Annotated in this window: 20 protein-coding genes; 10 read left to right on the top strand and 10 right to left on the bottom strand. The window is 30.5% G+C overall.

Going from position 1 to position 19,761, the window contains the following annotated elements:
• Positions 1–30: 30 nt before the first annotated feature.
• The 5 genes from BLT88_RS05640 to BLT88_RS05620 form a co-directional block, all read right to left on the bottom strand.
• Positions 31–396, bottom strand: coding sequence for a glyoxalase (locus BLT88_RS05640; protein WP_091953567.1), 366 nt, complete (start codon positions 394–396; stop codon positions 31–33).
• Positions 389–871 carry a hypothetical protein gene (locus BLT88_RS05635; RefSeq protein ID WP_036785390.1) on the bottom strand — a complete coding sequence of 161 codons (483 nt, stop codon included), beginning with the start codon at positions 869–871 and terminating at the stop codon, positions 389–391. Before BLT88_RS05635 ends, BLT88_RS05640 begins: the two co-directional genes overlap by 8 nt.
• Entirely contained in the window at positions 871–1,815 is a 945-nt protein-coding gene (locus BLT88_RS05630; protein ID WP_091953566.1) for a phosphoribosylaminoimidazolesuccinocarboxamide synthase, read from the bottom strand. Before BLT88_RS05630 ends, BLT88_RS05635 begins: the two co-directional genes overlap by 1 nt.
• Before the next feature lie 110 nt (positions 1,816–1,925).
• A complete protein-coding gene (locus BLT88_RS05625; RefSeq protein WP_091953564.1) occupies positions 1,926–2,210 on the bottom strand; it encodes a hypothetical protein in 285 nt (94 codons plus the stop codon).
• On the bottom strand, positions 2,207–3,160 hold the full coding sequence (locus BLT88_RS05620; RefSeq protein ID WP_091955668.1) for a PhoH family protein: 954 nt from the start codon (positions 3,158–3,160) through the stop codon (positions 2,207–2,209). Before BLT88_RS05620 ends, BLT88_RS05625 begins: the two co-directional genes overlap by 4 nt.
• 128 nt (positions 3,161–3,288) lie before the next feature.
• On the opposite strand from BLT88_RS05620, the gene BLT88_RS05615 reads away from it, so the two are divergent.
• From BLT88_RS05615 to gldG, 5 genes are read left to right on the top strand one after another with little or no spacing between them, the layout of a single operon-like run.
• Positions 3,289–4,149: an S-adenosyl-l-methionine hydroxide adenosyltransferase family protein gene (locus tag BLT88_RS05615; RefSeq protein ID WP_036785383.1), complete on the top strand. Its 861-nt coding sequence runs from the start codon at positions 3,289–3,291 to the stop codon at positions 4,147–4,149.
• A gap of 4 nt (positions 4,150–4,153) precedes the next feature.
• Positions 4,154–4,438 carry a putative quinol monooxygenase gene (locus BLT88_RS05610; protein ID WP_091953563.1) on the top strand — a complete coding sequence of 95 codons (285 nt, stop codon included), beginning with the start codon at positions 4,154–4,156 and terminating at the stop codon, positions 4,436–4,438.
• Between the two features lie 14 nt (positions 4,439–4,452).
• Entirely contained in the window at positions 4,453–4,674 is a 222-nt protein-coding gene (locus BLT88_RS05605) for a GNAT family N-acetyltransferase (RefSeq protein WP_197675655.1), read from the top strand.
• Positions 4,675–4,693: 19 nt separating this feature from the next.
• Positions 4,694–5,413 carry a gliding motility-associated ABC transporter permease subunit GldF gene (gene gldF / locus BLT88_RS05600; RefSeq protein WP_091953561.1) on the top strand — a complete coding sequence of 240 codons (720 nt, stop codon included), beginning with the start codon at positions 4,694–4,696 and terminating at the stop codon, positions 5,411–5,413.
• Entirely contained in the window at positions 5,403–7,064 is a 1,662-nt protein-coding gene (gene gldG, locus BLT88_RS05595) for a gliding motility-associated ABC transporter substrate-binding protein GldG (protein ID WP_231960090.1), read from the top strand. Before gldF ends, gldG begins: the two co-directional genes overlap by 11 nt.
• 34 nt (positions 7,065–7,098) lie before the next feature.
• Here the strand turns inward: gldG and BLT88_RS05590 are convergent, their stop codons facing one another.
• The gene (locus tag BLT88_RS05590) at positions 7,099–7,875 is read right to left on the bottom strand and encodes an NAD(P)H-binding protein (protein ID WP_231960087.1); all 777 of its coding nucleotides are present in this window, start codon (positions 7,873–7,875) and stop codon (positions 7,099–7,101) included.
• Positions 7,847–8,509, bottom strand: coding sequence for an MIP/aquaporin family protein (locus BLT88_RS05585; protein WP_036785374.1), 663 nt, complete (start codon positions 8,507–8,509; stop codon positions 7,847–7,849). Before BLT88_RS05585 ends, BLT88_RS05590 begins: the two co-directional genes overlap by 29 nt.
• Before the next feature lie 100 nt (positions 8,510–8,609).
• Between BLT88_RS05585 and BLT88_RS05580 the strand changes: the two genes are divergently transcribed.
• Positions 8,610–9,524, top strand: a complete 915-nt coding sequence (locus tag BLT88_RS05580; protein ID WP_091953558.1) for a DUF2911 domain-containing protein — start codon at positions 8,610–8,612, stop codon at positions 9,522–9,524.
• Between the two features lie 173 nt (positions 9,525–9,697).
• On the opposite strand, the gene BLT88_RS05575 is transcribed toward BLT88_RS05580, so the two are convergent.
• The 3 genes from BLT88_RS05575 to BLT88_RS05565 form a co-directional block, all read right to left on the bottom strand.
• Complete coding sequence (locus BLT88_RS05575; RefSeq protein ID WP_091953557.1) at positions 9,698–10,669, bottom strand: Gfo/Idh/MocA family protein; 972 nt, start codon at positions 10,667–10,669, stop codon at positions 9,698–9,700.
• Positions 10,659–12,542 carry a sodium:solute symporter gene (locus tag BLT88_RS05570; protein ID WP_091953555.1) on the bottom strand — a complete coding sequence of 628 codons (1,884 nt, stop codon included), beginning with the start codon at positions 12,540–12,542 and terminating at the stop codon, positions 10,659–10,661. Before BLT88_RS05570 ends, BLT88_RS05575 begins: the two co-directional genes overlap by 11 nt.
• A gap of 273 nt (positions 12,543–12,815) precedes the next feature.
• Positions 12,816–15,305 (bottom strand): PIG-L family deacetylase, encoded by a 2,490-nt coding sequence (locus BLT88_RS05565; RefSeq protein ID WP_091953554.1) that lies wholly within the window; start codon positions 15,303–15,305, stop codon positions 12,816–12,818.
• A 176-nt stretch (positions 15,306–15,481) separates the two neighbouring features.
• Here BLT88_RS05565 and dnaN point away from each other — a divergent pair, with 176 nt between their 5' ends.
• The 4 genes from dnaN to ggt all read left to right on the top strand — a co-directional run bounded on the left by dnaN (position 15,482) and on the right by ggt (position 19,744).
• Positions 15,482–16,600 carry a DNA polymerase III subunit beta gene (gene dnaN / locus BLT88_RS05560; protein WP_036785362.1) on the top strand — a complete coding sequence of 373 codons (1,119 nt, stop codon included), beginning with the start codon at positions 15,482–15,484 and terminating at the stop codon, positions 16,598–16,600.
• Between the two features lie 86 nt (positions 16,601–16,686).
• Positions 16,687–17,409 carry a nitroreductase gene (locus BLT88_RS05555; protein ID WP_091953552.1) on the top strand — a complete coding sequence of 241 codons (723 nt, stop codon included), beginning with the start codon at positions 16,687–16,689 and terminating at the stop codon, positions 17,407–17,409.
• 51 nt (positions 17,410–17,460) lie between these two features.
• Complete coding sequence (locus tag BLT88_RS05550; RefSeq protein ID WP_231960086.1) at positions 17,461–18,048, top strand: ACP phosphodiesterase; 588 nt, start codon at positions 17,461–17,463, stop codon at positions 18,046–18,048.
• A 4-nt stretch (positions 18,049–18,052) separates the two neighbouring features.
• Positions 18,053–19,744 carry a gamma-glutamyltransferase gene (ggt, locus tag BLT88_RS05545; RefSeq protein WP_091955663.1) on the top strand — a complete coding sequence of 564 codons (1,692 nt, stop codon included), beginning with the start codon at positions 18,053–18,055 and terminating at the stop codon, positions 19,742–19,744.
• The last annotated feature ends 17 nt before the right edge of the window (positions 19,745–19,761 follow it).

Raw genomic sequence — 19,761 nt, 5'->3', positions numbered from 1 at the left:
ATTACTACTTTCAGTAATAACCGATAAGTTTTATATTTCTGAAAGGCTATCTTGAAGTCTTTGTATTATAATTTGTATCACTCTTCTATTAAATTCTGTTAAATTCTGAGTGTAAGAAAGATACTCTTCCACTGAAAAATGACCGATAATAATACCTAAAATTAAATTCTTAAAATTTATATCTTTTTCAAAAATAGATTTGATTTTCAATTTTTTCTTTTCTTCTGATAACGAAGAAATATCTATTTTTCTTTTCTGAAGATACTGTTTAAAAAATGCAATTATTAAATGATGTTGCATTTTAATTACGGGTCGGATAATTGAATTTTGAAAAGCCTCTACTTTAGTTGTTTGAGCATTTATTAAATCTGGTAATTTCGGTCTTTCTTTATTCATTATTTAACAAATCATTTAATTCTAATTGATAATCATATTGTAAGTCTTCATGCAATTTTTCTATAGCTTTTTTGATTAATCTTACTTGTGAATCAAAAACATTTTGCAAACGCTGACTTCTTTCTATTGAAGGTTTAAAGTCCCTTAATTTTTTACAGAAATACAATAATAATTCAGTTTCTGTTTCTTTCTTTTTAGAATATCTGATAAACTTTTTTGTGAGGGATAAAATTTTACGAGCACTTTTTCTGATGTAAAAAAAACTATTTGTATTTATCTCAGAAAACTGAACATCCATTTGATCCTTTATAGATTGTATGTATGCATCTTCATCATGAGACTCGAACAATAAATAGGTAAGTAATTCTTTGTTTTCCTTTTTAAATCTCGATAAGTGCAAACATAACTCTTTTAACTCACTAGCTGATTTGTGAGTTAATTCGTCTTTAAGTTGTTTTATGGTTACCGCCTTCATTAAGCAAGAAAATCAATAATATTTTTTTCAATTCTAGCTAATACATCTTCGGTACTTGCTTTCACAAATTTTTCTCCTGTAATTTGTTCATACAGCTCTATATATCTGTTAGAGATTTCTGAAATTTTAGCCTCTGACATTGCTGGAATTTGCTGATTTTCTTTTCCTTGAAAACCATTTTCGATCAACCATTGACGTACAAATTCTTTAGATAATTGCTTTTGATTTTCACCTTTGTGCTGTCTTTCCTCATATCCGTCAGCATAAAAATAACGTGAAGAATCTGGAGTATGAATTTCATCAATCAAAACAATTTTACCTTCTTTAGTTTTACCAAATTCGTATTTTGTGTCTACTAAAATCAGTCCTCTTTTTGCCGCAATTTCTGTTCCTCTTTGAAACAACTTTCTTGTGTAATCTTCTAAAACGAGATAATCTTCTTCAGAAACAATTTTATTAGCTAAAATATCTTCCCTAGAAATATCCTCGTCATGCTCACCATTCTCAGCTTTTGTTGATGGAGTAATAATTGGATTAGGAAATTTATCATTTTCTTTTAATCCATCTGGCATTTCTACGCCACATAAAACTCTTTTACCTACTGTATACTCACGAGCTGCATGACCCGATAAATATCCACGAATTACCATTTCAACTTTAAAAGGTTCACATAAATGACCTACAGCAACATTTTCATCAGGATTTGCTAGCAACCAGTTAGGAACAATATCAACAGTATCATTCATCATTTTAGTCGCTATCTGATTTAAAATTTGACCTTTAAATGGTATTTGACGCGGTAACACAACATCAAAAGCTGAAAGTCGGTCAGAGGCAATCATTACTAAAAGTTCATCATTAATGTTATAAACTTCTCTTACTTTTCCCTTATACACAGATTTTTGATTGGGAAAATTGAAATTAGTTTCGTTGATTGTATTCATTTTTTGTTGTGTTGTTATTCTGGCAAAAATAGTCTTTTTTATAGATTATTATTTCTTCTTTTCTAAGACTTTTATTTGTTTTAAATTCTCTGCTATTGGACTTGCTGTTATCACTTTTTAACTCTTAAATATGCATAAAATTTAAACATCCATTTTGTAAAATACATATGCATCAACCAAAACATTAAAACTAGAAATATAGAAATTTTCCAATTATTAGTTAACAAGCTTATAGGTGAAATTAACGCATCTAAAATAGTTGTATAATTTAAATAGGATACTCCAAAAATCCCATAGAAAATGGCATGACTCACAATCCCTAAAATAATGAGGTACAAACAACCAATATAGAAATAATCTTGCAAGCCTAATTCACTTTCTTTTATCTTAATCATTCTGTTTCTATACTTTTATATGCTGAAATAATTCTCTTAACTAATCTGTGTCTTACAACATCTTTATCATCAAGGTACACTTGAGCAATTCCGGTAATATCCTTTAATGCTAATAAAGACTCTTTTAATCCAGAAATTTGTTTTCTTGGCAAATCTATCTGCCCTGGATCTCCAGTAATTATGAACTTTGCACTTTTACCCATTCTTGTTAAAAACATTTTCATTTGATTGTGGGTCGTATTTTGAGCTTCGTCTAAAATTACAAATGCATTGTCTAAAGTTCTTCCCCTCATAAATGCCAAAGGTGCAATTTGAATGATTCCTTTTTCTAAATGCGAATCTAATTTTTCATACGGAATCATATCTCTTAATGCATCATATAACGGTTGCATGTAAGGATCTAATTTTTCTTTTAAATCTCCCGGAAGAAAACCTAAATTCTCACCAGATTCAACCGCAGGTCTTGTTAAAATAATTCTTCTTACTTCTTTTTCTTTTAAGGCCTTTACGGCTAAAGCAACTGCTGTATATGTTTTACCTGTTCCGGCAGGCCCCACAGCGAACAACATATCATTTTTAGCCATTAAAGCGACCATTTTACGCTGGTTTTCAGTTTGTGGTTTAATCAACTTTCCACTAACACCATGCACTAAAACATCCTTTGCCTTTATTGCTGCAGTTGTTTTCTCTTCATTTCCAGTTGATGTTAAAATACGTTCAATACTATTCTCATCCAGCTTGTTATATCTATTAAAATACTTTATTAAACGCTCAAAACGAATTTCGAATTCATCTAAAACATCTGGATCTCCATAAATTTTTAATTTAGAGCCTCGGGCAACTATTTTAATTTTTGGGAAGTATTTTTTTAATTGTTCTATAGTGCTGTTTTGCGCTCCAAAAAATTCTTTAGGACTAATTTCTGTAAGTTCTATATTGCGTTCGTTCAAATGATTATTTTTTATTAATTGATTACATTTATATTTCAACTAAAAATAGCTAATAAATTTTCTAAAATGATTAGATTTGCTTAAATTAATGAATAACTTTTACACAATTAATTAACAGCAAAAAATTAATGTCTTTTATTACATTAACTACAGATTTCGGAACGAAAGACCACTTTGTTGGGGCTGTAAAAGGTGCTATATATTCTGAGCTTGCTGATGCTAAAATTGTAGATATTACACACCACATATCGCCTTTCAACATTACAGAGACGGCCTATATTTTAAAAAATTCTTACAAAAGTTTTCCTGAAGGTACAATACACATTGTAGGTGTAGATTCTGAGTTGAGTATAGATAATAAACATATTGCTATTGAATTAGACAACCATTTCTTTGTCTGTCCAGACAATGGAATTATATCAATGATTGCCTCAGAAATTCAACCTACAAAAATTGTAGAAATCAATATTCACGATAGAATTGAAAGCAGTTTTCCTGTTTTAGATGTTTTTGTGAAAGTTGCTTGTTTTATTGCACGTGGAGGAAATTTAACTGTGATTGGTAAGGAAACATTTGAATTTAAAAAATTAATTGAAATTCAACCGAAAGTAAATCAAAAACAAACACAAATTATTGCAGGTGTTTTATACATTGATAATTATGGAAATGTAATTACAAACATCAGTAAAAAAATGTTTAATGATATTGGGAAAGGGCGTAATTATAAAGTAAATGCTTCTCGTTATTCTTTTACAAAGATCTTTAATAAATACAATGAAATCACTGGAATTAACTCCAAAGATTCTAGACAATTTGATGGAAATAAATTAGCAATTTTTAATTCTGCTGGCTTTCTAGAAATTGCTGTTTACAGAAGTAATTTAAACACAGTTGGTGGCGCCTCAACTTTATTAGGGTTAAGTTATAGAGATCCAATAATCATTGATTTTTTTACAGAAACTAAACCAGAATACACGTCTTTATTATAGCCCTATGTTTGTTAGAATTGTTAAAATGAGTTTTCACTCAAAACATATTAAAAAATTTGAAGAAATATTTGAATCAAAGAAAGAATTCATAAAAAATTCTGAAGGATGTAAATTGTTGCAATTATACCAAGATAAAACAAACCCAGAAATATTTTTCACCTATTCTCACTGGGAAAAAGAACAAAATTTAGAAGATTATAGAAATTCTGATCTTTTTAAAAATGTATGGGCAACAACCAAAACATTTTTTAATGATAAGCCAGAAGCTTGGAGTTTAGATAACAAATAAGTTTAAAATATCATATGAACTTTAATTTTACGTTATTTCCGGTTTTAGAAACAGAAAGACTAACTTTAAGAAAATTGAATTTAGAGAATGCGACAGCTATCTTTGGATTAAGAACTAATAAAGAAATTAATGAATTTATTGATAGAGAAAAACTTAATAATCTCTCTGAATCAAGAGCTTTTATTAATCTTATTTCTAATCTAGCTTTAAATAATAAAGGTATTTTAAAACAATAAACGCATAAACATTTATACATTGAAAACCATTTTAAAAAAAGAATTCAATTCGTTTTTTGCATCTCCAATTGCGTATTTAGTTATTGGTGTTTTCTTGTTGATTAATGGCTTGTTCTTATTTATTTTTAATGACGATTTTAATATATTAAATGCTGGTTTTGCTGATGTAACTCCTTTTTTTTATTTAGCTCCTTGGCTTTTTCTTTTTTTAATCCCAGCAATAACCATGAAAAGTTTTGCTGATGAATTTAACACAGGAACCATTGAACTTTTAAAGACAAAACCACTATCTAATTGGCAAATTGTTTTAGGAAAATTTACAGCATCTATGCTTTTGTTAGTCATCGCCGTTATTCCAACTTTTATCTATATTTATTCCGTTTACAAATTGGGAAACCCCATTGGAAATATTGATTTTGGCAGTACAATTGGTGCTTATATTGGTTTACTATTTTTAGCATCGACTTACACAGCAATTGGCTTGTTTACATCCACCTTATCAAAAAATCAGATTGTAGCGTTTATTCTTGGTGTTTTTATCACATTTTTTCTTTTTAATGGTTTTGACGCGGTGGCTGATTCATTCGAAAATAATAGTCTAACCATTCAAAAACTAGGAATTAAAGAACACTATAAAAGTATTTCTAGAGGTGTGATTGACACAAGAGACATCCTCTATTTTGTTAGTGTTACTCTTTTCTTTTTATTCATAACTAAAACTAAATTAGATGATGAATAAAAATGTTAAAAATAGCGTATTTCTAATGCTTTGTTTGATTGTTTTGAACTTCATTAATCAATCATTCTATAAACGTTTCGACTTAACCCAAGACAAACGTTACACCTTATCCGAAACCACAAACTCAGTTCTTTCTAAAATTAACAAAAGACTCTATATTACTGTATATCTAGAGGGTGACTTTCCTTCAGAATTTAAAAGATTACAAGTAGAAACGCGTCAATATTTAGAGGAGCTATCTGCCGAAAACACAAACATAAAAATCAATTTTGAAGCTCCAGATGAACAACGCGAAGAATTAATTAAACGCGGTATGCTGCCAAGTAAATTAACTGTAGAAGAAGCTGGAAAGTTATCTGAAGCAATTATTTTCCCATGGGCAGAAATTTCTTTTGAAAAAAAATCAACGCTCGTCTCTTTATTACCGAATACAATTGTTGCCTCGCAAGATGAGCAATTGCAAAAAGCTATTGAAAATTTAGAATATAGTTTTTCGAATGCGATGCACTCCATCACGCAAAAAAAGCAGAAAAGAGTGGCCGTTATTACCGGCAATGGCGAATTACAGGACATGTATCAATATAATTTATTAAGTGAAGTTGTAAAAAAATACAGATTAGCAAAGTTTACATTGGATTCTGTAGCCACAAATCCACAACAAACTCTAAAAGATTTAACATCTTTTAATCTAGCAATTATTGCGAAACCTACTCAAAAATTTACTGCACAAGAAAAATTTACTTTAGATCAGTTTATCGCAAATGGTGGAAAAACATTGTGGATGTTAGACAATGTGCAGGCAGATCAAGATAGTCTATTTGCAAATGGTAAAATGTTAGCATATCCGAGAGATTTAAATCTAACAGATCTACTATTTTCATATGGAGTAAGAATAAATACATCTTTAATTAAAGATCTATATGCCGCCAAAATTTCCTTAGCTACAGGTAAAATTGGCAATCAAACACAATTTCAAAATTTAGATTGGTTTTATCATCCTTTAGTTAGAGGGAACCCAGACCATGCAATTACAAAAAATATTGTTCCTGTTAGATTACGATTTGCAAATCAGATAGATACTCTAAAAAATAACATTAAAAAAACACCTTTATTGGTGAGTTCTTTATTAACTAAAAAAATAGGTACTCCTAATTTTATTGAATTACAATCTATTGCTGATAAAGTTGTAGAAACTGATTATAATGACGGGAATCAACTATTTGCTGTCTTGCTGGAAGGTGATTTTAATTCAGCCTATAAGAATCGTATAAAACCTTTTGAGACTCCTCTTTATAAAAAAAATGCAATCCAAAATAAAATGGTGGTAATTTCTGATGGTGATGTTGGAAAAAATCAAATTTTAAAAGATGATGAATCAAAAATTCAACCTTTTGATCTAAACAGAGATAAGTGGACCAATCAAGAATTTGGAAATAAAGATTTTCTTTTAAATACCATTGATTATTTATTAGATGATATTGGCTTACTCCAACTCAGAAACAAAACATTAAAAATCAAAATTCTAGACAAACAAAAAGCTTTTAAAGAGCGAACTTTATGGCAATTTTTAAATGTAATTCTTCCACTAATTGTTTTGTTTGTATTCGGATTCGTTTTTAATTATTTAAGAAGAAAAAAATACACTAAATAATTACGTATTATTCTTATTAATTGAAGTGATAATACTAAATGTTTAATAAATCGTCATGAACAAATTTGTAGCCTAGAACTTTTTGAACTTTCTTAGAGCTTATAATTTTCCATTCATAGCATTCATTTTCTTCAAATTCAGGAACCTCAAAATCAGCACTCAATTTTGCCATTATATAAAACTCTCTTCTGGTTGGATGATGATTAGAGCAGGCATTAAAGATTTCATTCCAACAATTTTGAGCAATGATTTCATGAATAATTTCGATACAATCTTCTTTATGAATCATATTCACAAATCCCTTTGGCTGTGGAATTTTACGTCCGTTCTTAAACCAATTTGATGGATGTCTTTCATCACCAAATAAACCTGCAAAACGGATGATAGTAGTTTCAAAAAAAGTATTCTCTCTAAATAGATTTTCAATTGCTGTTAGAGGTGTTTTTAAAACTTCATCTTCTTCAGTCATTACTTTATTTAACCTGGCATAGACTGAAGTAGAACTTATAAAAATTACTTTTTGAATGCTAGAATTTTCAATTTGAGCAATTAGATTTTCAAACCCATCTATATCTTTAGAGGTAATCGCAATAATCAAAATATCTGACTGTAAAAAGTCGTCAAATTCTTCAAAAGAACTAATATCTATAATAAAAGGTTCAATATTATTGACTTGCAAAAGTTCTAACTTCTCTTCCCTTGTCGTAGATCCTTTTAAGGAATATCCTTCATCTAACAAGTAGATTGCTAATGATTTACCTAACCAACCACAACCTAAAATACTAACATTTCTCATCGCAACAGTTTTCATCTTTTACTAATTTACAAGAAACTACTGCTAACAAAGCTCCTAGAATTGGAGCTACAATATACATCCACAGATGCTCTAAATGACCCGAAACAATTGCTGGAGCTATAGAACGTGCAGGATTCATTGAAGCGTTTGTAATTGGACCTGCAAACATGGCTTCTAACAAAACAACTGCTCCAATCGCGATACCAGCAACTACACCAATTTCTTTACTTCCGGTGGAAACATTTATGATTACAACCATTAAGAAAAAGGTTAATAATAATTCTAGCACAAAAGCACGCCAAACATCTACAGTTGGAATAGTGGCTCCTAAAATTTCACTCGCAGGAAACAGAAACCATAGAATTAAACTGGCTGCAAAAGCACCCAAAACTTGAGCACTTATATATTGGGGAACTTCTTTCCAAGAGAACTTTTTTGCATAAGCAAAAGCGATTGTCACAGCAGGATTAAAATGGGCTCCAGAAGTTTCTCCAAAAGCATAAATCATCGCCATAACTATTAATCCCCAAGTAATTGCAATTCCTACATGTGTAACATTACCTCCCGTAACTTCATTGACTGTCATTGCTCCCGTTCCACAGAAAATCATAGAGAAGGTTCCAATAAATTCTGATATATATTTCTTCATTATTTTAAATAAAGCACAAAGATACAAACCCTTATTTTAAGGTTTTGTTAACAATTGTCATTTTTTGAATTTGTAACTTTATGAAAAATTTAAACTAATCATGAATAAACCAATTTTTAAAATTTTAAATATCTTTATTTTCGCACTAGTGCTTTCTCTTACTAGTTGTAAAGAAAATGAACAAGCAGTTGTAAAAACAGTTACCGAACCTGTTGTTGAATTAAAAATAACAACACCTGCTCCTAGTCCTCTAGGTAAGGTATCTCAAAGGGTAGGATTGACAGATATTGACATAGAATATTCCAGACCTGGAGTAAAAGGAAGAACTATTTTTGGTGATCTAGTTAGTTACGGAAAAACATGGAGAACTGGTGCAAATGCAAACACAAAAGTAACTTTTAGTTCTGATGTAACCATAGATGGACAAACATTAAAAGCGGGCTCTTACGGATTGTATTCTGTACCAAACAAAGATACTTGGGAAGTAATGTTTTATTCTGATTCGGATAAAAGCGGTGTTCCAAGAGATTGGGACGATAATAAAATAGCTGCAAAAACTACCGTAAAAGTTGAGTCTATGCCGATGAATATTGAGTCATTCACTATTTCTTTCGATGACGTAACAAGTACATCTGTCGTAATTGGACTTATTTGGGAAAAAACATATGTTGGAATTAAACTTGAAGTTCCTACTGATCAACTGGTTTCTGAAACTATTGATGCTGTGATGGCTGCATCTCCTAAATCTGGAGATTATTATAATGCTGCAATCTATTATAGCCAGCAAGATAAAGATATTGAAAAAGCTAATGAATGGATGGAAAAAGCCATGTCTATGATTGAGAAACCTGGCTTTTGGCAACTAAGGCAACAGTCTTTAATTTATGCAAAAATGGGTGATAAAGATAAAGCAATTGCGACTGCTAAAAAATCTTTAGAAGGTGCTAAGGCGTCCAAAAATGATGCATATATAAAAATGAATACTGAATCTCTTAAAGAGTGGGGAGCAATGTAAAATTGTTTTCTTTACTTTTAAATATTTAAAATCTCAAGTTGACACTTGAGATTTTTTTAGTTTATAACATCGTGACTTTTCATTATTTTTGACTCAAAAATAAAGTTCGCTAACAACACTAGAAAAGCAAACCATTTCAGGAGATTAGATCCTTATATATTCTCCCTTTTATTCTAATACTCCAAACCAATAATTTCTCTAACCTGATCTAAAGTAGCTATTAAGTCTTTAGAAAACTCAAAAGTCATGATATTACTTTCTTTTTTTTCTTCTCTTATTAGTTGGCTAAAATGTTCCGCTTCAAAACTATAACCAATAGTTTTATATTTAAAATCAAGAAATTCTTCTTTGTCGTTTTTATAAATAGTTACATAAGGTGTTTCATGAAAACGAGTGTTTAATTTTAGAATGGCATCTTCAAAAGTAAAAACAGCTTCAGTGGGTGTTTCTTCTAATAATGTACTTTTTAAATGTGCTTTCGCACTACCATAATCAAATACTACTGAGCAACTTGAATCTACCCCGTTTTTAAAAAAAGTAGCTGCCGCTTCTATCTTTTTTGGTTTTCCCAAAGTAGATAATGCTGCAAAAATTGGATAAATTCCGATATCTAACAAACTACCTCCGCCGACCTCTTTTTTAAACAATCTACTTTCTGTATTGTAAGGAGTGTAGAAGCCAAAATCTGCTTCTAAATTCTTTAAGTTTCCGAACTTTTTATTTTTAACGATGTCTAAAACATACCTAAAATGAGGCAAAAAGAAAGTCCACAGAGCCTCCATTAACAGTACATTATTGTGTTTGGCAATAGCAATCATTTCTTCTACTTCTCGCAAATTCATAGCAAATGGTTTTTCGCATAAAACTGCCTTTTTGTTTTGCAAACAAAGTATCGTATGTTCTTTATGAAAACTGTGTGGAGTGGCAATATAAACAGCATCAATTGTTGGATCTTTTGCCAAATCTAAATAAGAATTAAATGCTTTTTTTACTTGATATTTTTCTGCAAATTCCTCTGCATTTTGCTGACTTCTTGAAGCTACTGCAACTAACGTTACATTTTCTGTAGACGCTAAATCTGTGGCGAATTTATGTGCAATTTTGCCTAAGCCAATAATTCCCCATTTAATATTGTTATTTTTCATTCAATATTGTTTTATCAATACTGAAAAAACCTAGAAAGAAAAATAAAACGATTAAAGAAAGTACGTGAATTATATTTAAAGACACATCATTTAAAATATCATATGTAATTTTAAAAATTACTAGAGATGTAACTATTAAAGTAATTTTACTTTGTCTGTTAATCGATTTAAAAACAAATGCCAATGAAAAAAATAAGACTAAAATGCAACCTATAAAATTTAACCATAAATAACTAACGACAGGTTCTAAATCCTGTGACTCTAATTTATAAATTCCAAAATAATAAATTGAACAAATTAGGATTTGAGTTATTACAGCAGATTTAAAAACCGAATTTCCGTTTACTTTTTTGAAGAAAAATGCCAATAAAAAAATACCTAAAACATTTCCATAAAAAATAGAACCAATAATATTTACCAATTGAATTAAGTTATCAAATAAATTTGCCACACAAGCAACAGAAATGGCAATAATACCCCAAGCTAATGTGAACCATTTAGATGCTTTTACAAAATGCTCATCGCTCTTTTCTTCTTTTATATTTCGCTTATATAGATCCATGGCCGTAGTGCTGGCCAAAGCATTTAGTTCTGATGCAGTGGAAGACATTGCTGCCGACAAAATTACCGCCAATAAAAGCCCAATTAACCCCCTTGGCAGATTGTTTAATATAAAGTGAATAAAAACGTAATCTTTATCATTTGACTCTATTTTATCCAGTGTATTTTCTTTATCAATTTTATCAATAATTACTTTTGATTTTGCTTTTAAGGCTAAATCTCTCGTATTTAAATCTTGAATTTGTTCTTTTTCTTCAATTTGAAAACCATCAGCAAAAAGTGCTTTTTTATTATTTTCAATATTGATGTGCTCCTGCTTTAATTGCTGGTACTCTTCAACATAAATAGATTTTTCAATTGCTTCATTAGCACCAGGGTTAAAGTTTAATGGTGAAGGGTTAAACTGATAAAACACAAAAACCATAACTCCAATTAACAAAATAAAGAATTGCATTGGCACTTTTAACAATCCATTGAAAATTAAACCTAATTGACTTTCTCTAACAGATTTACCTGACAAATAACGTTGAACTTGACTTTGATCTGTTCCAAAATAGGAAAGCATTAAAAAGGTCCCTCCTAAAACACCTGTCCAAACTGTATATCTATTACTTAAATCAAAAGAAAAATCTAACACTTCCATTTTATTGCTCGCTCCAGCAATTTCTAATGCATTTTTGAAGGTAATATTTGCAGGAAGTTGACTCATAATCATGAAAAACGCAATTAACATTCCTGTAAAAATGATAATCATTTGCTGTTTTTGCGTCACATTTACGGCTTTAGTCCCGCCAGAAACAGTATATATAATTACTAGAAATCCAATGATAATATTTAAAGTCAATAAATCCCAACCTAAAACTGCACTTAAAATAATTGCAGGCGCAAAAATGGTTATTCCTGCAGCCAGGCCGCGCTGAATTAAGAATAAAATTGCGGCTAAACTTCTTGTTTTTAAATCGAACCTACCTTCTAAAAATTCATATGCTGTATATACTTTTAACTTGTGATAAATAGGAATAAAAACAACGCATATAATAATCATAGCAATCGGCAAACCAAAGTAAAATTGAACAAACCCCATGCCACTGTGAAATGCTTGTCCTGGAGTTGATAAAAACGTAATTGCACTCGCTTGAGTTGCCATTACAGACAAACCGATAGTCCACCACTTAGAGTCATTCCCTCCTTTTATATAGTCTTGTACATTCGCATTTTTTCTTGTAATATAGGTTCCATAAGCAACAATAAAAACGAGTGTAACCGACAAAATAATCCAATCTATATAATGCAACTTGTTTGAAATTCCCATAGCTTATGATGTGAAATAATTTGAAATGAAATAGAAAATGATCACGTAAATTACATTCGCTATTAGAACGAATGAATATTCTTTTTTCCAGGTGTATTTTTCTTGATTCATAAATTAAGAATATATATTAACTGAATTGTTTGCTTATAAATTACTGTTTATTTTTAACACCGCTACTAAAGCTAAAGTCTATAATTACTTCTAATAGATTATTACTACTTATTATCTTTCATAATAGTCCAAAAAATAAGAATATAAAGTCGCTAATTAAAACTATTTCTTTTTCCCAACAGACAACATATTTGCAAATAATTTATATGCACCAGAAACGCCTGCTGGCAATTCTCTAAAGAAACTTAAACCTGTATAAATATAATTTCCCTCACCATATTTTGCAATTAATAAACTTCCGTTTTTTGGCAACTCTCCTTTATCATACATAGATAAAATAGCTGTAAAATTTTCATCCCAAGCATTAGGAAAGTACAAACCACGTTCTTGCACCCAACCTTTAAAATCTTCCGCTGTAATTTTATTTGGAAAGTTCAACAATTCATGCGTTTCATCTAAAATAGTCACTTCAGAAAATTCATCTGTAACTCTATCTCTGGAAAGTTTCAATGGATACGGAGGGTCTACGTTCACTCTTCTATTGGTGTTATATTGCACGATCATATTACCCCCTTTTTTCACATAATCTAATAGGAATTTTTGCTTAAATTTTAATTCTTTCACAACGTTATAAGCTCTAATCCCTAAAACAATTGCATCATATTTTTTTAAATTTTCTGCATTAATTTCTGATGGTTTTATCTCAACAACGGTATATCCAATTTGACGCAAACTTTCTGGAACAGCATCACCTGCACCTTTAATATAACCTATTTCATTACCTACTTTTTCAATATTTAAACGAACTACTTTCGCTTCAGAGTTTAATAGCACAGATTGTTTAGGAATATGATTGTAATTTATTTCTATTAATTCTTTTGAATACTCTTTTCCGTCTGCAATGGCAACTACTTTTAATTTTCCAACAGATTCATTACTTGGCGGTGTGACCAAAAAATCAACTGTCTCTTGATCATATTTCTGAGCAATATTAAATACAATTTCTTTAGGTGATATTTGCCAATTTTCTGGAACTTGAAGGCTTACTTTGCCAGAAGTAAAATTCGCTCCCGCTTTTACCACAACACTTATTTTTTTTACAGTTTCATCGGAAAAAATAAGTACTTTGTCTTTTAGTTTTGTGGTAACTAAAGGCATCATTTCAAAAGGCTCATAAATTTCACCTTTATCACGTTCAGCATATCTTCTCACTACATTTTTAGTGATGGTAATCGGAATTCCTTCTATAACCAAATTAAAATCCATTTTTGCTGGCCTTAGTGTTTCTGGACTACCAATTAATATTTGATTATTAACTGTATAAGTTCCTAAAGAAGAAGATTCTCGTAACCAATAAGGATCAGAGTATTGATTTGTATTTAAAGTAATCGTCTCTTTAAAATTTATTTTTTTATTATTAGATAAGTTCACCTCTTTTACAATTGACTTTTCATCAATTTTAGATTTGATTGAGGATAAAATGATAAAAGCTTCACTCCTATTTAATACTTCAAAATTGACGTCTATTTTTGAATTTGGTGCTCCGCTAGAAGCGTTTGCTGAAGCTTCTAAATAAAGCCCTGCAGATGCTTCAATAATTTCTTTGATTTGTTTTTCTTTAATTTTTCTCCAATGGGAATCCTCTAAAAGTTGAATTTTTTGAAAAGCTTCCAACAATTTTGGAATGTGTTTAGACGGATTTACAAAATCAAATTTTTCTTCAACCTCATATAATATAGCTCCAATCTCTCCACCGCCTTTAATGCGATTCCAAGTGGTATTAATTCCTGAAAAAATATCTTTTTTATCTTTTAAAGTATCTCCTTTTAAAAATTTTAAAAATTCAGATTGTTCTCCTCTTGTGGTAATCCTGCCAAAACCTTGGCACAAATGCTGGCTACTTGCCATAGAAGCTAACTCATTATTAGACAAACCCTTTAAAGGATAATATACACCAATGTCAAATTTTATAAAATCTTTAGAAGCGATTTTAAACGCTTTTTTATCTCTGTAAAACCAAGAAGACGTATTGAAAAACAAACGTTTTGGCTTCCATAAACTACTATGTTTTAATTGTGCTGAGTATTGAGTGCTATCATTGGCCAAATCAAAAGCTTCTACACTTAACATCGCAGAACTTGTATGATGACCGTGAGTCGTTCCAGGAGTTTCATGATTAAAACGATTGATAATTACGTCTGGTTTAAACGTTCTAATTGCCCAAACAACGTCACTCAAAACCTTTTCTTTATCCCAAATCTTTAGTGTTTCATCTGGATGTTTAGAATACCCAAAATCATTAGCTCTTGTAAAAAACTGCTCTCCACCGTCGATTCTTCTTGCTGCAAGCAATTCTTGAGTTCTAATGACACCTAACAATTCTCTAATTTCTGGACCAATTAAATTTTGTCCTCCATCTCCTCTAGTTAAAGACAAATAACCTGTTCTCGCTTTTACACTATTTGCTAAATAAGCAATTAATCGTGTATTTTCATCATCTGGGTGTGCAGCAATATATAACGCAGTTCCTAAAAAATTGAGTTTTTGAATTTTCTCAAAAATCTTATTTGATGTTAATTTTTGGGGACTTTGAGCAAATAGTGAAACAGAAATTAATAAAAAACCTAGTATCGAAAGTAAAAATTTCTTCATATTTTAAAATTAGTCGTGAAAACAAATGTAGTTTTTTATCCATAAAAATGAATGAATTAACATAAATATAACATTTCTAAAATCATCAACAAAATGCTCATAACCTGTTAATAAAATAATTTTTAAAGTCACTTTTTTAGAATATATTTGTAGAACACATTAAGAAAAAATATTACATGAAATTTATTGTATCCAGTTCTCAATTATTAAAACAATTACAAGTTTTAGGAGGCGTTATAAATAGCAACAACACATTACCAATTTTAGATAACTTTTTGTTTGAGTTATCTGAAAATCAATTAAAAGTTTCTGCATCAGATTTGGAAACAACAATGAGTTCTGTAGTCGATGTAGAAAGTGATAGTTCTGCTTCTATTGCGGTTTCTGCACGTTTGTTATTAGATACTTTAAAGACCTTTCCAGACCAACCTTTAACATTTAAAACAGAAGGTGATAATACGATTGAAATTAGTTCTGATCAAGGGAAGTATGATATGGCTTATTTTAGCGGAGATGAATTCCCTAAAGCAGTTTCATTACCTTCACCAAGTAAAACAGTGGTTCCTGCAAATATTTTAGGTACGGCAATTTCTAAAACAATATTTGCTGCAGGAAATGATGATTTACGCCCGGTAATGAGTGGTGTTTTCTTTCAATTTAGTTCACAAAGCTTAACCTTCGTTGCTACGGATGCTCATAAATTAGTGAAATACACGAGAACGGATGTTACTGCAGATCAGACAGCAGAATTTATTATGCCAAAGAAACCTTTAAATTTATTAAAAGGAATTTTAGGTGGTTCTGATAGCGAAGTTACAATTGAATATAATGACGCAAATGCAAAATTCACTTTTGATAACGTGGTTTTAGTTTGTCGTTTAATTGATGGGAAATATCCTAATTACGAAGCTGTAATTCCTAAAGAAAATCCAAATAAATTAACAGTTGATAGAGCTTCTTTTTTAAACTCTGTAAGACGTGTTTCTATATTCTCTAGTAAGACTACACACCAAATTCGATTAAAAATGGCAGGAACAGAATTAAATATTTCTGCGGAAGATTTAGATTTTTCTAACAAAGCGGATGAGCGATTGAGCTGCGACTACCAAGGAGATGACATGCAAATTGGTTTTAACTCACGTTTTTTAAGTGAAATGCTAAACAACTTAAGTTCTAATGATGTTTTAATTGAAATGTCATTGCCAAACAGAGCAGGAATCTTGACACCTATTGACGGCACAGATGAAGGGGAAAAAGTTACTATGTTGGTAATGCCTGTAATGTTAAATAATTAAAATAAAAAACATATTTAATACTCTAAACCACAACTTTTTAGTTGTGGTTTTTTAGTTACTTTTAACAATAATTAAACTTTTAGCCAGTGACTTTCGAGGAAACAAATAAAAACAGAAGAAGTATTAGAGATTTTAAAAACACACCCGTTTCTGATGAAATTATCAATCAAGTTCTAAAAGAAGCTTTAGAGGCTCCCTCAAGCTCCAATACACAACCTTTTAAAGTTGTTGTTGCAAAAGGTGATATACTAAAAAAAATAGGAGAAGATCTTACTTTTAAGTACAATACTGGCCAAAAATTAAGAAAACTAAACATATTCAGCAAAATTTACACTGCCCATAAATATAAACTGAATGTGAATAAAGTGTATAAGACCATACAAGGTAAATATCCAGAAATTTTTCAAGAAAGAAGAGTAAAAACTGGTTTTGGTTTGTATAAAGTACTTGGTATAAAAAGAGAGGATAAAAAAGCAAGAGCTGCTAGTTTGGCGCGTAACTTTACTTTTTTTGATGCTCCTGTTGGTATTTGGATTTTTGTAGACCCAAAAATGGGGTATACTTCATTAGTTGATGCAGGTTTATTTATGCAAAACTTAATGTTATCCGCCACGAGTAAAGGTTTAGGGACTTGCGCACAAGGAGCTTTAAATTTATGGAGAGAACCAGTAGATAAACATTTCAATGTGCCAAAAGGATATGAATTAGTTTGTGGCCTTTCTTTTGGCTACCCAAGTGATCATATTGTAAATTCTTATCGTCCAGAAAAAATTGGTTTAGAAGAACTTTTGGTCTCTAAAAGGAAATAAAGAGTTTATATTTTTTTTACTCTCTTATTGTTTTTTGTTTACTTTTAACGAATGAATTTTCTAGCGCATCTCTACTTATCGGAAAACAATACCAATATTATGATTGGAAATTTTATTGCAGATCATATTAAAGGTAATAATTACGATGGATTTTCGGAAGAAATTCAGCAAGGTGTTTTTTTGCACAGAGAAATAGATACATTTACAGACGCTCATGAAGTTGTTAGAAAAAGTAAAAGACGATTACACGAGCGCTACAGGCACTACGATGGTGTAATTATAGATATTTTTTATGATTATTTTCTAGCAAAAAACTGGGCAGATTATTCAGTAATCCCATTAGATATTTACACAGACTCCATTAATAAATTTTTCTATGAAATTTCACCTGAATTGCCTTTAAAATCTCAGAATTTCATTAAATACATGATTCAGTATAACATCCTTTTCAATTATCAATTTAAAGATGGTATAGAACGTGTTTTAAACGGAATGAATACCAGAACAAAAGGAAAATCTCAAATGAATTTAGCCATCGAAGATTTAACTATTTTACATCAAGAATTTGAAAATGACTTTACCATTTTCTTTAAAGATTTACAAAATTTTACGGTACAAAAACTTCAAGAAATCAATTAGAATTATGAGAAAAATCAGTTTACTTATCGCACTATCTTTATTACTTATAAACTGTGAAACAGCAATAAATAAGGAAAAAACAACAGGATTGGTAACTCAAAAAGCCATGGTTGTTGCCGCCAGAGAAGAAGCTTCTAAAATTGGTTCGGATATCTTAAAAAAAGGAGGAAACGCTTTTGATGCAATGGTTGGTACAGAATTAGCTTTAGCGGTTGCATATCCTTTTGCAGGAAATCTTGGTGGTGGTGGTTTTATGGTCTATAGAAAAAATGACGGAGAAATTGGAGCCTTAGATTATAGAGAAAAAGCACCTTTAGCTGCAACCAAAAACATGTATTTGGATGCAAAAGAAAATGTAATTAAAGGAAAAAGTACACTTGGAGCAATGGCTGTAGGTGTTCCTGGAACAATTGCAGGAGTTTTTGCAACACATAAAAAATTTGGAACACTTTCTATTGAAGAAATACTAAAACCAGTAATTGAATTAGCAAAACGCGGTGTAATCGTTACCAAAAAGCAAGAAAAAAGAATTAAATACTTTCAACCATTATTTTTAAAAGCGAATAAAGATTCTATTATTTTTAGTGAAAAATGGCAAGAAAATGACACAATAAAATATCCTGCTTTAGCAGAAACTTTAACTAGAATACAACAGAACGGAAAAGAGGAGTTTTATAATGGTGAAACTGCAAAACGTTTGGTGAAATTTATTCAAGAAAACGGAGGAATTATAACCTTAGAAGATTTATCTAAATATGAAGCCAAATGGAGAACTCCCGTTACTTTTAAGTATGACGATTTAAAAGTAATTTCTATGTCTCCTCCTTCTAGTGGAGGTATTTGTTTAGCTCAAATTATGACAGCGATTGAGCCTTTTAACTTGGATGAATTTGGGCATAATAGTGCAAAGTCAATTCAAGTAATTACAGAAGCAGAAAGACGCGCTTATGCAGACAGAAGTTACTTTTTAGGTGATCCTGATTTTGTAACAATTCCGCAACAAAAATTAATTTCTAAAGAATACTCTGAAAAAAGAATGGCTAATTTTTCTTTTGAAAAAGCTACTAAATCTTCTGAAGTTTCTCATGGTAATGTCGAAATTATTGAAAGTGATGAAACCACACATTACTCTATTGTAGATCAATTTGGAAATGCGGTTTCCGTAACAACAACTTTAAATGGCGCTTATGGTTCCAAATTATATTCGTCTGAATTAGGTTTCTTCTTTAATAATGAAATGGACGATTTTTCTAGCAAACCTGGTGTGCCAAATATGTTTGGTTTAATTGGTGCAAAAGCCAATGAAATTGTTCCAGAAAAAAGAATGTTAAGTTCTATGACACCAACAATCGTAGAAAAAAACGGAAAACTTTTTATGGTTGTAGGAACTCCTGGAGGATCAACAATTATCACATCTGTTTTACAGACTATTCTAAACGTGCATGAATATAAAATGGGAATGCAGCAGGCTGTAAATGCTGCAAGATTTCATCATCAATGGTTACCAGATGTTATTAAAATGGAACCTAATAGTTTTAATAAAGAAGTAATTGCGGAGTTAAAAAACCTTAATTATTTAATTGACGAAACTTCTTCTAAAATTATTGGTAAAGTTTCTGCTATTTTGATATTGCCAGAAGGAAAATTAGAGGGTGGAGCAGATAAACGCGGAGATGACACGGCTGTTGGTTTTTAGGTTTTATAAATAGAAAC

Source organism: Polaribacter sp. Hel1_33_78, assembly GCF_900106075.1.
In the GTDB taxonomy this organism is placed as follows: Bacteria; Bacteroidota; Bacteroidia; order Flavobacteriales; family Flavobacteriaceae; genus Polaribacter.
Note: the sequence above shows the minus strand (reverse complement) of the source record. Positions and strands in the feature narration are given on the sequence as shown.